13 protein-coding genes are annotated in these 14997 nt (G+C 60.5%); 4 read left to right on the top strand and 9 right to left on the bottom strand.

Going from position 1 to position 14997, the window contains the following annotated elements; translation table 11 throughout:
• The 5 genes from XX99_RS13950 to rpe all read right to left on the bottom strand — a co-directional run bounded on the left by XX99_RS13950 (position 1) and on the right by rpe (position 7058).
• A complete protein-coding gene (locus tag XX99_RS13950) occupies positions 1-861 on the bottom strand; it encodes a biotin--[acetyl-CoA-carboxylase] ligase (RefSeq protein WP_050059972.1) in 861 nt (286 codons plus the stop codon).
• 3 nt (positions 862-864) lie between these two features.
• Positions 865-1749 (bottom strand): carboxylating nicotinate-nucleotide diphosphorylase, encoded by an 885-nt coding sequence (gene nadC, locus XX99_RS13945; RefSeq protein WP_050059971.1) that lies wholly within the window; start codon positions 1747-1749, stop codon positions 865-867.
• A 7-nt stretch (positions 1750-1756) separates the two neighbouring features.
• The gene (locus tag XX99_RS13940; RefSeq protein ID WP_050059970.1) at positions 1757-4501 is read right to left on the bottom strand and encodes a valine--tRNA ligase; all 2745 of its coding nucleotides are present in this window, start codon (positions 4499-4501) and stop codon (positions 1757-1759) included.
• A gap of 147 nt (positions 4502-4648) precedes the next feature.
• Positions 4649-6313: an outer membrane protein assembly factor BamD gene (gene bamD / locus XX99_RS13935; protein WP_050059969.1), complete on the bottom strand. Its 1665-nt coding sequence runs from the start codon at positions 6311-6313 to the stop codon at positions 4649-4651.
• 37 nt (positions 6314-6350) lie between these two features.
• The gene (gene rpe, locus XX99_RS13930; RefSeq protein ID WP_050059968.1) at positions 6351-7058 is read right to left on the bottom strand and encodes a ribulose-phosphate 3-epimerase; all 708 of its coding nucleotides are present in this window, start codon (positions 7056-7058) and stop codon (positions 6351-6353) included.
• A gap of 117 nt (positions 7059-7175) precedes the next feature.
• Between rpe and XX99_RS13925 the strand changes: the two genes are divergently transcribed.
• On the top strand, positions 7176-7622 hold the full coding sequence (locus XX99_RS13925; RefSeq protein ID WP_050059967.1) for a type II toxin-antitoxin system VapC family toxin: 447 nt from the start codon (positions 7176-7178) through the stop codon (positions 7620-7622).
• Positions 7619-7828 carry a hypothetical protein gene (locus tag XX99_RS13920; protein ID WP_050059966.1) on the top strand — a complete coding sequence of 70 codons (210 nt, stop codon included), beginning with the start codon at positions 7619-7621 and terminating at the stop codon, positions 7826-7828. The genes XX99_RS13925 and XX99_RS13920 overlap by 4 nt, the downstream gene beginning before the upstream one ends.
• Before the next feature lie 3 nt (positions 7829-7831).
• Here the strand turns inward: XX99_RS13920 and XX99_RS13915 are convergent, their stop codons facing one another.
• The 4 genes from XX99_RS13915 to tldD all read right to left on the bottom strand — a co-directional run bounded on the left by XX99_RS13915 (position 7832) and on the right by tldD (position 12421).
• On the bottom strand, positions 7832-9103 hold the full coding sequence (locus XX99_RS13915) for a UvrB/UvrC motif-containing protein (RefSeq protein ID WP_050059965.1): 1272 nt from the start codon (positions 9101-9103) through the stop codon (positions 7832-7834).
• Positions 9104-9130: 27 nt separating this feature from the next.
• On the bottom strand, positions 9131-10513 hold the full coding sequence (locus XX99_RS13910) for a TldD/PmbA family protein (RefSeq protein ID WP_050059964.1): 1383 nt from the start codon (positions 10511-10513) through the stop codon (positions 9131-9133).
• 169 nt (positions 10514-10682) lie between these two features.
• A complete protein-coding gene (locus XX99_RS13905; RefSeq protein ID WP_050059963.1) occupies positions 10683-10949 on the bottom strand; it encodes a hypothetical protein in 267 nt (88 codons plus the stop codon).
• A 20-nt stretch (positions 10950-10969) separates the two neighbouring features.
• Entirely contained in the window at positions 10970-12421 is a 1452-nt protein-coding gene (gene tldD, locus XX99_RS13900; protein ID WP_050059962.1) for a metalloprotease TldD, read from the bottom strand.
• A gap of 328 nt (positions 12422-12749) precedes the next feature.
• Here tldD and XX99_RS13895 point away from each other — a divergent pair, with 328 nt between their 5' ends.
• Positions 12750-13289, top strand: a complete 540-nt coding sequence (locus tag XX99_RS13895) for a YfiT family bacillithiol transferase (RefSeq protein ID WP_050059961.1) — start codon at positions 12750-12752, stop codon at positions 13287-13289.
• A gap of 45 nt (positions 13290-13334) precedes the next feature.
• On the top strand, positions 13335-14906 hold the full coding sequence (locus XX99_RS13890; RefSeq protein ID WP_050060140.1) for a PDDEXK family nuclease: 1572 nt from the start codon (positions 13335-13337) through the stop codon (positions 14904-14906).
• The last annotated feature ends 91 nt before the right edge of the window (positions 14907-14997 follow it).

Genomic DNA, 14997 nt, shown 5'->3' with positions numbered 1-14997 from the left:
TCACCGGTTGATCGTTTTTTGTTCGCGTACGCCGCCGGAGAAGACGGTTCGTAGTCCGCCGGCAGTGCGAATCTGCAGGAAGCCGCGAGGATCAAGGCCCTCGGTCACCCCTTCGAAGCCGTCCTGATCTTCCACGTAGACATGTTTTCCGCGCACCCAGGATGAAACCTGCTCTAATCGCGCCAGGATGTTTGCCTGCGCAGTCGTTGGAGAAGAGGTCAGAGCTGTCGCTTCTACGTCCAACGATTGTAGCAAGGCAATCAGAAGCTCCTGGCGCGGCCAATCGCGGCCCGTCTCGATGTAGAGTGACGTCGCAAAATTATGCAGCTCGTCAGGAAAGCGCTGCTGATGAACATTGATGCCGATGCCGATGACCAGATGGCGCACGTGTGTCGCCTCGGCATTGAGCTCGGTGAGGATGCCGCAGAATTTCCGGCTTCTCCCCTTATGGCCCAGCAGCAAATCATTCGGCCAGCGCAGATCGGCTTCGAGCGAAGTCACCTGTTTCACCGCATCATGCACGGCAAGTCCAGCCGCGAGTGAAAACCACAGAGCGTCGGCTGGAGCCATACGCGGCCGCAACAGCGCGCTGACATACAGGCCGGAGCCGGGCGGCGAGGCCCAGGCATGAGCGCCGCGTCCGCGTCCCGCAGTCTGCTCATCGGCGAAGTACACCATGCCCTCGGGTGCGCCCGACTCGGCTTCCTTCATGGCGTGGGTGTTGGTCGAAGGGATGGTCGGGAAGAGGCGCAGCTTGCCGGCGAAGCGCGTCCCGCTGAGTGCAGCATCGAGTGCGGCGAGATCAAAGCCGCTTGGAGCTGCAGACACCGTGCTCCCGCTCACGCTTCCATCCAAGCTCATGCTTTAGTAGATCTCCGCAGTGATGCGCATGCTGAGGTCGACGGCAGTCGCGGAGTGCGTAAGCGCGCCGACGGAGATGTAATCGACCCCGGCCAGAGCGTATTTCCGGATGTTCTCGAGCTGAATTCCGCCCGATGCCTCGGTCGGAATGGACGAACCGTGCTCAGCAATAATGGCAAGCGCTTTCTTGATCTCCGCCGGCGTCATGTTGTCGAGCAGCAGCGACTCGGCGCGGTGATCGAGCGCGGTGCGCAGCTCGTCGAAGGTGCGGACCTCGATGTCGATGGTCTGGCCGGCCTTACGAAGCTCATGTGCCCGCGCCAGAACCTTCTCGATGCCGCCGCCGAGCGAGATGTGATTGTTCTTGATGAGAATGCCGTCGGAGAGATCGAGCCGATGGTTTTCTCCGCCGCCGCAGCGAACGGAATACTTGTCGAGCACGCGCAGTCCGGGGATGGTCTTTCTCGTATCGAGTACCTTGGCTTTGGTCCCGGAGACCGCGTCTACATATTGGCGGGTGAGGGTGGCGATGCCGCTCATGCGCTGAATGAGATTGAGGATGACGCGCTCGCAGGCAAGAATCACCCGGGCATTGTGCCGGATGACGGCGATGGCCTGGCCTTTCTTCACTCGCACGCCGTCGAACATCTCCGGATGGCTGACCACTTCGTAACGGCCACTGTTACGTTTGTCGAGGCGCGCGTAGATATCGAGAAAGCGTGGAATGCAGCCGAGACCGCAGATGACGCAATCCTGCTTGGCAATGACCGTTGCCGAGGCGCGCAGCGCGGGATCGATGGTGATGGCGGTCGTCACGTCGCTGGTGGCCTTGTCCTCGACCAATGCCTGCTCCAGGATGGCTTCAATCTTCTTGCTTTTCCAATCCATATAGCCTCTATCCCAGCTGGTCGAGCGACCTGCGGGTTTTCTCGATCAGTATTACGAGCTCCGCGGCGCGCTTGCGGATGCCATCAACGATATGTGCCGGAGCTTTCGCGAGAAAGCCTTCGTTCGCAAGCTGCCGCTGGGCATTGGCTTGCTCCTTCTCGAATTGCGCCAACTCCTTGGTCAGTCGCTCGCGCTCTGCGGCGACATCGACAGTGCGCTCATAAACGACCTGCACATCAAACGCAGGCGTCGATCGAATCCCAGATCCTTCAATATTCTCGACGGGATCGAGAGTCGAGACCCGTGCGAGGCGCTGAATGATCAGGAGTGCGTCTCCGAAAGAGTTGTCGTGGGTGGTGCGAACACGCACCGGCACCGACTCTCTCTCGGGCACTTCCAGCTCTTTGCGCGCTGCGCGAATATTGACGATCAGATCCTGCAACGTTGCCATCTCAGACTCGACAGCGAGGTCGAGGGCCTCGTCAAACGGCTGCGGATAGCGCGACAGGGCAATCGACTTCGCCGGAGGATTGCCGTTGTAGAGAGCGTGCCAAAGCTCTTCGGTGATAAAGGGCATGAAGGGCGAGAGCATGCGCAGCGCTGCTTCGAAGGTCGCCAGAAGCGTGGTGAGCGCGGCCTTTGCGGCCCGCTTGTCGGCGTTTTCCGTGAAGTCGAGGCGCAGCTTCACGATCTCCAGGTACCAATCGCAGAAGTCGCCCCAGAAGAACTGATAGACGAGGTTCGCAGCTTCGTGAAAGCGATATTCGGACAAAGCCTCATTCACATCAGCGGCAGTGTGGTTGAGGCGCGAGACGATCCAGCGCGCTTCGATGGGCGCGTTTTCGTCGGGTCCGAAGGAATCGATCAGAGTGTTGCGGCTGACTTCGACGCCTCCGAGCGCGGCGCGCTCCTCGTTCATGAAGATGAATCGCGCTGCATTCCAGATCTTGTTGGCAAAGGCGCGATAGCCCTCGGTCCGGGCTTCGCTGAAGGCGATGTCCGTGCCCGGCGAGGCCATCGCCGCCAGCGTGAAGCGCACGGCGTCAGTCCCGTACTTCTCGACGATCTCAATAGGGTCGATGACGTTGCCTTTGGTCTTCGACATCTTCTGGCGGTCGGCGTCGCGCACCAGCGCGTGAATATAAACTTCGCGGAAGGGCACGGCGTCTTTGAGCGTTCGTTTGTCGCCGTTGGCCATGGGCATCTCAAGCATGAAATGACAGCCCAGCATGATCATCCTCGCCACCCAGAAGAAGAGGATGTCGAAGCCGGTGACGAGCAGAGAAGTCGGATAAAAAATATCGAGATCGCGCGTGTGCTTCGGCCATCCGAATACCGAGCATGGCAGCAGGCCGGAAGAGAACCAGGTATCGAGGACGTCCGTATCCTGGTGTATCGCAGCGCTTCCGCACTCCGCGCAGCTTGCCGGTTTATCCGCGCGAGAAACAGTGATCTGCCCGCAGGCTTCGCAGTGCCACGCGGGAATGCGATGGCCCCACCAGAGCTGGCGAGAGATGCACCAGTCATGGATGTTGCGCATCCACTCGAAATAGGTCTTCGCGTACTGCTCCGGCGTGAATTTGATGTGTCCCTGCTCGACGGCGGCAATGGCCTTGTCGGCGAGCGGCTGGATTTTGACAAACCATTGCGTCGAGAGACGCGGTTCAACGACTGCGCCGCTGCGCTGGCTGAGGCCGATGGCCATGGCGTGGTCTTTCACGTCGACCAGCAGATCGAGAGCGCGCAGGTCTTCGACAATCTTCTCGCGCGCTGCATAGCGATCGAGACCGTGATACGGCGAGCCGGGCAGCTCGATGCGTGCGGCCTCGTCCATGATGCTCAGCTGGGGGAGATTGTGGCGCACCCCGATGGCGAAGTCATTGGGGTCGTGTGCGGGCGTGACTTTAACCGCGCCCGTTCCGAACTCGGGATTGGCCCAGCTATCGGTGACGATGGGAATTTCGCGCTCGGCTCCGCCGTTTACACCGCTTAGCGGCAGGCGCAGAAGCTTGCCATGGAAGGCGAGATAGCGGGCGTCGTCGGGGTTTACGGCCACGGCGGTATCGCCGAGCATGGTTTCCGGCCGCGTGGTGGCGATCACGATCGAACCACTGCCATCGGCGAGCGGATAGCGAATGTGGTAAAGCTTGCCGGCTCGCTCCTCGTGCGTCACTTCGAGGTCAGAGACGGCGGTCTGCTGAATCGGATCCCAATTGACGATGTATTTGCCGCGATAGATCAGTCCCTGTTCATACAGGCGGACGAAGGCTTCCCTCACCGCGACGGAGAGATTCTCGTCCATGGTGAAGTATTCGCGCGACCAATCCACGCTGGCGCCGAGGCGCTTCATCTGGCCAAGAATGGCTCCGCCATAATGTTCTTTCCACTGCCAGACGCGTTCGATGAACGCTTCCCGGCCTACGTCCTGGCGTTTCTTGCCTTCTCCGGCAAGCTGGCGCTCCACCATCATCTGCGTGGCGATGCCAGCGTGATCGGTGCCCGGCAGCCAGAGCGTAGTGTCGCCGCACATGCGGTGCCAGCGGGTGAGGATGTCCATCTCCGTCTGGTTGAGCATGTGGCCCATGTGCAGTCGGCCGGTCACATTCGGTGGAGGCAAGAGGATGGTAAACGGATCGCGCTCCGGCACGGATTCCGGCGACGGCACTTCGAACAGGCGTTCGTTTACCCAGTAGGCGGCCCAGCGATCTTCAATCGCGCCGGGATCATAAGCTTTCTCAAGGTCTTGGGGCATTTCTGACAGTCCAACTCTTCACGATAGAGGATTCTCCGGCGGGTGTATAGCCGGGTGGTTCGAGTGCAAAGCGCAGGTCTCGACAATTGAGACTCAAATCAAAAGGCCGCCCGAAGGCGGCCCTCAGAACATTAGAGCAACCCCGCGTTAGAAGGGGTTGACCTTATCCAGACCCTTCTTCTTCTTGTGCTTGCTCGAAGATTCATCCTTCGAGTTGTAGGGTGCTTTCTTGGCTTTCTTTCCGCTGGCCGTTGCGCCGGTGTTGACCTGCGCTCCGCCGCCCTTGGCATCGTTGATCTGGTTGGGCGCTTCGGCAGGCTTATCGATTGCCGGCAGCGGCTTGTTTTCGACGGGACCGACTCCGGCGACAGCAGGGGTCGATGCAGGTGCGGTCACAACTGCGTCCGGAGAGCCTTCGTGGAGCGGCCGGGAGATTGCAGCCGAACCTGGAGCGGCAACCGCATTGGGAGCGACCATCCCGCTGGCTGCCGGAGTGCCGGCATTACCGCCGTCACCCGATCCCGCAGCGTTGCCGGTAGAAGCGGCGGAGTCACTCGGGATTTCAACGGTGACAGTGCTGCCCGGAGAGCCGCCGGCATCGGGAACAGTGTCAAATTTGAGGGCAGGAGCCGGCTGATCGGTACGCGGCGGAGCCGTACCCTGGCTGATTGCTGTGGCGGTGGAATCTTCGCCGGTCTTCGGCGAGATTCCAGGAATTGGCTCACCCTTCATCGCTGCCGTGAAGGTTGCCATCGTCTGCTTGTTGACGTCGGGAGCAAGCGTCGGTGTCGGATCGCTGAGCAATGGTTCGCCCACGCGCGCCGATTGCACGGTGGAGGGACCATGTTTGATCATCAGCAGGGCGCGGTCCTTGAGCTTCACATTGACGCGACTGCCTTCTTCGGCTTCGCTCTCAGCCAACTCCTGCTGCGTAGGCTCGGGCACCGGCCGGCCCAGGGCAATCAGGCGATCCTTGGCATCTTCCACGTGAGGCGCCATGGGATAGCGCAACACAACACGCTCCCAGGCTGCGCCGGCCCGATCGTTGTAGACCCTGATGAGCTCGGCCTTGGCCCCGGGAGGAATATTCAGCTGGCTGACCTTCTGTGCCTGGGTCGCGTATTGGTCGCCGAGCGTGATCAGCGTCTGGTCGCTATGACTGAAGAGCGGATAAGTATCGGCGACCGTCTGCAGGCGGGCGATTGCCGCTCCGGTGTTCTCGCGCAACGCATAGAAAGATCCGACCTCGAACTGCCGCTGGGCCAGAACTTCCTGCACTTCGCGCAGGCGCTGCTTAGCGCGCGGGATCAGCGGGGAGTCGGGAAAATCCTGCAGCATGGTCCGATATTCCTGCTGGGCGTGAATGGCATTCTGCGGATCGCGATCCGGCTTGTCCATCTGCTGGAAGTAGATGTCGCCGACTTTCATCTGCGCTTCCGCCGCCTCGGGGGTGTTGGGAAAGAAGGTGATGAAGTCCTTGTATTCGGCCTCAGCTTGCTGCAGAGCCGCCGACCCGCCCTCGCGGTACCAGGTATCGCCGATGGCCAGCTTGGCGCGCATGGCGTACTCGGTTTCCGGGTAGGTGTTCAGGAGAGTCTGCAGATCGAGGCGGGCCACGTCGAACTTGCCCTTCTTCAGAGCCAGCATGGCTTTGTCGAAGAGCTCTTTGTCCGGCTGCTTGGATTTCACATTTGCCAGCGGATTCGAGGACAGGTCGCTCTGTTTCTTCTTTTTGGTGCTGAAAGCATACGCCGGGGGCATGAGCGCTGCGCACAGTCCTACAACGGCAATCTGGGTAATAACGCGATTCATAACACCTCAAACTTCACAAAACACTCTTGCCTGCTGCTTACGACTGGTTGCCGGTTGCGATCCGTGAATCGGACTCCATCCGCTCGGCAGCCAATTGCGCCGCTTCGAGCAGCTCCCGCGCGTCCTGTTCCGGATTGCCTCCCGAGAAGACAGCGCTTCCAGCGACCAGAAGCTCCGCTCCTGCTTCGACGACCAAGGCTATGGTGTCGTGAGCGACGCCGCCATCTACTTCAATCCTATAGCTCAGGCCCAATTCCTGGCGAAGTTCTTTAAGCCGCCGGATCTTATTGAGCGAATAGGGGATGAAGCTCTGTCCGCCAAATCCGGGGTTCACGCTCATGACCAGGACATGATGCACCATGCCGAGGATAGGAATCAGCAGGTCGACCTCGGTGGCCGGGTTGATGACCACCGCCGGCTGCATGCCGTGATGCGCGATCAGCTCCAAAGTGCGGTGCAGATGGCGGCAGGCCTCGTAATGAACGCTCATCCAATTGGCGCCGGCATCGGCAAACGCCTCAACGAAGTCGTCGGGATTCTCGATCATCATGTGGCAGTCGAGCGGCAGGTGAGTGACCCTGCGCAACGACTTGACCACGGGAGGTCCGAGCGTGAGATTGGGCACGAAATGGCCATCCATCACATCGACATGGATAACCGTGCCACCGCCGCGCTCGGCGGCCTGGACTTCTTCGCCCAAACGGGCAAAGTCCGCGGACAGAATGGATGGAAGAAGCTCAACCAAGATGACACAAGTTTAGCAGCCGCCTGTGAAAACTGCGGCATCGCGGAATAAGTATTTGCTATCGGTAAAGGCCGTGCCTACTCTTCCCCAGAGGACGGTGCTTGCAAGGGAGAGAGTGTGCGAAAGATTTACCTGGATGCCTGCGCCTTAAATCGGCTCACGGACGATCAAAGTCAGCTAAGAATTCGCAACGAAGCTGAGGCCGTCCAGGCAATTTTCCATGGGATACAGCAAGGTCAGGTTTTCTGGGTGGCGAGTGTCGTTCTTAAATCCGAGATAAAAAGAAATCCTGATCGCGATAAAAGGCAGGACGCCTTGGCATTACTCTCGTTTGCTCAAGAGATTTTGACAGTCAGCCCTGCCATCATCGAGCGCGCGGAAACGCTCGAAGCACTTGGATTTGGAGCTTTCGACGCCCTGCACCTCGCTTGCGCCGAGGATGCGCACGTGGATGTTCTGTTGACTACCGATGATCGGTTTCTCCGTCAGGTCGCGCGCGGTCTCGGAAAACCGAGAGTTGCGGTGGCGAATCCGATAAAATGGTTGAAGGTAGCGCTGCCATGATTACTCTCGACCAGATGACGGATGAGCAATTCGAGCGCCATGCATTGCACCTCCTTTGCCGGGAATTCGGCGTTGACGGCCTCGCGCGATTCCTCCGGGTCTACCGGGCAGGGAGTGGAGACTACACGCGTGAACGGCATCGGTGGCTGCAAGCAACGACCGTTCAGGAAATCGCCCGCGAATTTGAACAGGGCGTCCAGCCGTAGTCGTTACGATTCCGGCACCAACGGGGTTAGCCCCTGCCGGTAAACCCGCGAAATGGCGCGTAGCAGCGGCCTTTTCGGAATCTCTCCACCGGGCTCGGCGAAACACACTTCTCCAATGCGCCTAGCCTGCGGGCGATAATACCAGCGGCTGAAGAGGCATAGATGATCGGCGACGGTCTGCGGACCTCCCCGGTTTTCGGCTGTGCGGCTGCGCAGGCTCCCCAGAACCTCATCCAACCGGGCTTCTAAGGTGTCTCGAGAAGCAAGCTGGACCGCCGGGGCGCCGCCCTCCTGGAGGGGCACCGCCTCGACCGCGACCGGCTGGGCGAAGAGCGAGGACGATCCCGAGTGCTCGTTGTGGTGGCGCATACCTGCGACGGAATAGGGAACCGGGCCGCTCAGGCATCCCTTGGCCAGCAGGAACAGAGAAACCCACTCCCCCTCGTTGGCCGTGTTCACCGCTGGCTGCACGATCACCCCATTCAACTCCGCGAGAGGATGTACGGCCGGAGAAATGCCGGTAATGGCGGTCTCCACTTTTGCCAGTCGCAAGTGAATCTCGGCGGCGCGCTCGAAATCGAGATCCGCGGAGGCGGCGTCACGTTGCCGGGTCAGATCGGTGATCAGGCTCTGGCCGTGCGTGGCCAGAAATGCATGCACGGCGGCGGCCTCCTGCGTATAGCGCTCATCGCTGCAGCCCTTGAAGCAGGGGGCCATGCACTTCTTCATCTCCGAATACACGCAGCCGGGAAAATCAGGATCGGGGTGGAGATCGTCTGTGCATCGGCGCAGCTCGAAGAGATTCAGCGTCGATTCGAGAAAGCTCTCGGACGCGTTGCGGGAGGGAAACGGCCCGAAGAGATCGTTTTCCGCAGATTTCGCGATGCGGTTGGTCACACAGACCCGGGGATACGCGTTCTCCATCGTCATGCGCAGGAAGATAGGCGGCTTGAGGTGCAGGCGCTTGCGCGCCCGCTCGCCGAAGGCGGTGAACGAGGCATGGTAGAGCAGCAGCCACGCCTCGAAATCAGAGCCCGTGAGCGTGTATTCGATGCGGGCGACGCTTTGCGCCAGACGGAGGCGCTTTGACTGCTCCGGCTTGGATGCGGGTCGGGGATCGAGCAGGCGGCGCAGCCGCTTTCGCAGGTTGGGGGTGCGGCTCAGGTATGGCTCGGAGCGCGCGTCCGCTGCGAAGAGGGCAAAGATTCCCGCCTGCGCGGGGATATCGCTCCAGGACGGATTGGCCGGATCGAAGTTAAGAGAGCTGGAGAGCACGCCGGTTCATCCTACAAGACACCCTGTTTACTCCCCGGCGATGGTCATGCCGTCCACACGCAAAGTCGGCGACGCCACCGATCCTCGGAATACCAGGTCGTTCCCGATGGAGGTGATGTTGCGGAACATCTCTTTCAGGTTGCCAGCGATGGTGATCTCCTGCACAGGATAGGTCAGTTCGCCATTCTCGATCCATAGGCCGGATGCTCCCCGCGAATAATCGCCCGTAACCATGTTCACGCCCTGGCCGATCAGTTCCGTGACGTAAAGGCCGGATGAGACCGAGCGCAGAATCTCTTCCGGCGTCTGCTCGCCTGCCGCGAGATAGACATTTCCTGCGCCGGTGCCGGGATTGCCCGCCAGTCCCCGCGAGGCGTTGCCCGTACTCTTCATGCCCAGCTTGCGGCCAGTGTAGGTGTTGAGCAGATAGTTTGAGAGCACCCCGCGTTCGACGATCACCGTACGGCGAGAGGGTAGTCCTTCGCCATCGAAAGGCGATGTTCCGAAGCCGCCGACCATGGTGCCGTCGTCGATCACGGTGATGGCTTCCGCCGCAACCTGTTCCCCGAGCTTCCCTGTGAAAAAGGATGCGCCGCGATAGATGCTATCGCCGCTGGCCGCGTCGAAGATGGCTCCGATCAGTGAACGCGCGATCTCCGGGGCGAAGACCAGCGGCACTTGTTGGGTCTTGACGCGGCGGCCATCGAGACGGCGCAGAGTCCGGCGCGCGGCTTCGATGCCTACCGATTCGGGCGAGGCCAGCCTGGCCAGCGAACGAGCGTAGGTGTACCAGTAATCGCGCTGCATCTCGCCGCTCTTGCCCAACGCAATCGGACTGCAGGAGACGGAGCACGAGGAGGCCTGGTATTCGCCGGTAAAGCCTCTGGAGTTGGCGAAAATCTTGCGTCCGGTTGAGGCGTCGAAGCTGCCCCCGGCAGAGTTGGTAATGCGGGTGTCTGCGCTGAGCGCTGCAGCTTCGGCGCGGCGTGCGTAGTCGATGCGCTCGGCCGTCGGCAGCGAGTAGACGTCTTCGTGATAAAGCTGGAGGTCGCCGGGAAGCGAGCCGAATTCGCCGGCTTCGGCCAGCCCTGCGAAGGGATCTTCCGAGGTGACGCGAGCCAGCGAGAGCGCCCCTTTGACCAGATGCTCGACGCCTTCGGTAGAAAAATCGCTGCTGGAGGTGCTGGCCACGCGATAGCCGTTGTCCGCTGCCATCAGCACGCGCAGCCCCATGCCTCGCGAACCGGACTCCTTCAGCGTCTCCACCTCGCCCATGCGCACCAGGGTGGAGAACTCATCGCCCTCGCGAATGGTTACCTCGGCGTCGCTCGCGCCCGCCTTCACTGCTTTTTCTACGATGTGGGCAGCCAGCTGTTTCAGGTCGGTCTTGCTATCAATCAAGGTGGTCATTGCGCCATCGTTCGCTATTGGGGCTGGAGGTTGGAATTTTCGTGCGGAGGCCGCAGCTAACTCTTGGCGGCCGAAGCCGCAATCGTGCGTACCGGCGAAAGCCGGTACCCTTCAGAAACGTCCCATGAGGCCATGAGGGGGTGGCCATGAGCCGTCAATCAAAAGCCGCTTAGACGATTGCCAGTTCTGCCATCTTCTTGGTGCCGTCGAAGCGTTCGTCGAGCGAGCAGCCGGGGTTCCGCTTGCGATGCTCGGCGCGCGATGCAGTGCTTCCATCGGGAGCGGCGCGATAGAGGCGCACGGCGCCGTGGCACTCTGAGCAGCGCAACATTGGCTCGGCCAGCTTGAGGGCCTCAAAAACCGAGATCGTTTCCCAGTCATAAATACGCGTGCCTTCGGGCGTAGTGAAATGTCTCTTAATTCCGACAACATCCATAATCTGTGTCTCCTGTTTAATTATCTGCTGCCAGTGCCGCCCACCGTCATGCGATCCAGTTTGATTGTCGGCATACCGACGCCTACTGGAACGCTTTGTCCATCTTTGCCGCAGGTCCCAACGCCTTCATCCAGCGCAAGGTCGTTGCCTACCATGGAGACATACTTCAGAGCCTCCGGACCATTGCCGATCAGCGTCGCGTCGCGCACCGGGGCGGTTACTTTGCCGTCCTCGATGAGGTAGGCTTCGCTGGCCGAAAAAACAAATTTGCCGCTGGTGATGTCCACCGACCCGCCGCCGAAGTTCACCGCATACAGGCCACGTTTTACGCTGCGGATAATGTCTTCGGGAGCGTCCTCGCCGGCCAGCATATAAGTGTTGGTCATGCGCGGCATGGGGATCTGCTGGTAGCTTTCGCGGCGGCCGTTGCCGGTATGAGGCATGTTCATGAGCCGCGCGGAAAGCTTGTCGCTGAGATATCCCTTGAGAATGCCGTTCTCGATGAGTACCGTCTCCTGGGTTGCTGAGCCCTCGTCGTCCACATGAAGCGAGCCGCGACGGCCGGGCATGGTTCCATTATCGACGACCGTGACCTTAGAGCTGGCTACCGATCTCCCTATCAAGCCAGCAAAGGCTGAGGTCTTCTTGCGGTTGAAATCGGCTTCGAGGCCATGTCCCACCGCCTCATGCAGTAAAACTCCGGGCCAGCCCGGGCCGAGCACCACTTCCATCTCGCCGGCCGGAGCCGCAATCGCACCCAGTTGGAGAATGGCCTGCCGGGCGGCCTCCCGGGCAAAATGCTCCGGGGTTTTTTCGGTCTGGAAGAAATCGATTTCGACGCGGCCGCCTCCGCCCGAGGTGCCCTTGGAGGTCCGATCCGCTTCCTTGGCCAGCACAAAGACGTTGAGCCGGGCCAGAGGCTGGGTGTCGCTCGCAAAGGTGCCGTCCGAGGCGGCGATGAGGATGCGGCGCAGCTCATCGGAATAGCCGGCGCGAACCTGGGTCACCCGTGTGTCGAATGCGCGGGCAGTGCGATCCGCGCGCGTAACGAGGTCCAATTTCGCGGAGAGATCGGTGTCCATGTCGAACGCTGGAGCGGGGTAGAGGCTGGGCGCTGCTACCGTCTCCTTGAAGCCGACAACGGGCTGCTTGGCGGGTCCGCTGGCGATCAGGGCGGCCGTCTTGGCCGCATGCAGCAGTCGGTCGGCGGACAGGTTATCGGTATAAGCGTAGCCGGTGCGCTCGCCGCTCACAACACGGATTCCGCAGCCTGCGCTGACTCCGTGGCTGGCCGACTTGACCAGCGACTCATCCAGCCCAATCGAGGTGGAAGCTACTGATTCGAAATAGAGATCGGCATAATCTCCGCCGGCGGAAAGAGCCTCGCCCAGGCAGCGTTCGAGCACCCGCTCGGTGAGACCGAACTTATCGAAAAAATATTGCTTATGGTTCCCGGACTGCGACTGCGCCATACCCACCCTGTGGATTTCTGAAGCTGCTTCCTCAATTCTATGCTTTTCGGGGTCGGAGAGTGAATGCGTGGCGTGGTAACTTCTGAGAGCCCTGTCGAAACCTTCTCAACCTTCCCTCTGCTGTTATTGCTAGGATGGTGCCATGAAGAAGCTTCTTTTGCTCTCCCTGGTGCTGGTGTTTTCGGCTTCGGCTTTTGCCCAGCCGGTTCATCACCACCACCGCCGTCACCATCGCCACCACCGTCACGCCTAGCCGGAAGCCGGAAACGGGTGTCTGTAACTGGACGCTGCACCCGTTCCAACTCTCCTGTGGGATACTTCAGTCTGCATGGCAAGCATTGTGAATTTCGATTCAAGGTATCCCATCGGGCGATTTGTCTCGTCTGAAACCATCGACGCCGAGCAGCTTCGCGGCCACATCGCGACGCTGGCAGCTACCCCTGAAAATATGCGCGCCGCCGTGGACGGCCTGAGCCGCGTCCAGATCGATACTCCCTACCGCGAAGGCGGATGGACGGTCCGGCAGCTCGTTCACCATGTCGCCGACAGTCACATGAACGCCTATTGCCGCACGCGACAGGCTTTGACCGAAGATTGGCCCGTGGCGCTGGCTTACGACGAAAAATCGTGGGCAGAGCTCTCCGACGCGCGCACCCTTCCAGTCGAAATCTCGCTTGAACTGCTGGAGCCGGTCCACCGGCGGTGGGTTGCGCTTTTCGAGTCTCTAACGCCGGAAGACTGGCAGAAGGGCTACAAGCATTCGGAAGGCGGCCCCACGACTGTGGCCAAAGTCGCGGCCATGTACGACTGGCACTGCCGCCATCACATCGCCCACATCACCGAGTTACGAAAGAGTCGCGGCTGGTAGCAATTCGCTTGCCGGGGCATTTTGGCGGGCTGCATCATCGCAGCCATGCCCCCCGTCGAAGCTGAAAGCCCTGCTACGGATCTGGTCCGTGTGCTGGACGATTTTTTCATCGAAAATCCCCAGGCTGCCGTGCTGGAAGATGGCCGCGTCATCTTCGACATGGCGTCAGCGCGGTATTCTCTGAGCTCCGAAAACGGGCGCTGCCTGCTCCATCTCTGGTCGGAAGAGCGGAACATGGTGCGCACCGTCTGCGGTGTGCGGGAGCGCAAAGACTCGCTGCGCATCGAGAGCCGCCGCTTTGGTCAAAGCCGCCCGCAATTCTTCGAAATCGTTCCGACTCGCGACCATCGCTCTCCTTCGACACGCGACCTGGCACGGACCCGCTATCAGCATCTGCTGGAGCGGGTGCTCACCCGGGCTTTCCCCGGCTGGTCGGTCGACAACCTGCGCACCGCAACCGATCTGGAGCACAGCTTCGGGCCGGCCTATACCCGCGGCGTGCTGCGTCGAGGTATGACGAACTGGGCTCTGATTGCGGTCAATTCAGAAGAATCGCCTGCGACCATCGACGGCATTCTCACCCTGGGCATTCTGTGGCTGGCTCACTGCCGCGAGCAGGGAGACGGAAAGAGATTTTTCGAGGGGCTGAAGGTAGTCGTTCCCGCCGGGACATCGCGCACGATCAAAGCGCGCATGGCGTGGCTCAATCGCTTCGCGGCCAAGTACGAGCTCTACGAACTGGACGCGCGGTCGGAAGAACTTGCCGTGATCGACTGCAGCGAGAGCGGCAATCTCCAGGTAAAGCTGATGCATGCCTTCAATCCACGGACGGCTCTGGAGCGCTGCGGCAAGGCAATCGACCGCGTGCTGGGGTTACTGGACCCGGGGCTGCGTGCGACGGCGGAGCTGCGAGCCAACGGACCGGCGGAGGTCTCTCTGGCCTTGCATGGGCTGGAGTTTGCCCGCATCCGCCGCGAATTCGCAGCCAATTCCTTCGCGATCCATGATGAAGTCACGTTTGGAGCGGGAGCGAATGAAACTCCGCTCACTCCCGAGAACGAGGATCTCTTTCGCGATCTCACCCAGCGGCTTTTTGAGAATCGCTGCGAAAGCGGAACCCTGCGCAATCCTCTGTATCGTCTTCAACCCGAGCGATGGCTGGAGTCCGCGCTGCGAAGGGATATCGCAGAGCTCGAGCCGGGCATTCGAGCGGAGATGATTTACACACAGGTGCCGGCATTGTCAGCAGGCGATCGGGGAATGCTGGACCTGCTCACAGTTACGCACTCCGGTCAGCTGGCAGTGATCGAGGTGAAAGCCGATGACGATCTTCACCTGCCGCTGCAGGCGCTCGACTACTGGTGCCGGGTTCGGAAGCTGCATCGCGAACAGGCGTTTCAGCGGCATGGCTACTTCCCGGGCATCGAGCTTTCCGATCAGCCGCCGATGCTTTACCTGATCGCGCCCGCGCTGAGGATTCATCCCGCGACCGATACAGTTCTTAGCTATCTCGCGGCGGAGATTCCGTGGGAAGTTATTGGTTTGAATGAAGACTGGCGCACGCGGCGGAAGGTGATTCTACGCAAGCGGAGCGGATCTTTGGGCCCAAGAAACTAACGGTCTCCCACCCTTAACAAGAAAACTGTGAAGGATGGAGCATCGAGTAAATACTCAAACAAATTGAGGACCAATGTGTGCCGCGAAGCGG

Origin of the sequence: Silvibacterium bohemicum, assembly GCF_001006305.1 — a bacterium.
Lineage (GTDB): Bacteria > Acidobacteriota > Terriglobia > Terriglobales > Acidobacteriaceae > Silvibacterium > Silvibacterium bohemicum.
The sequence above is the reverse complement of the archived record's forward strand: the minus strand, read 5'-3'. Positions and strand labels throughout refer to the sequence as shown.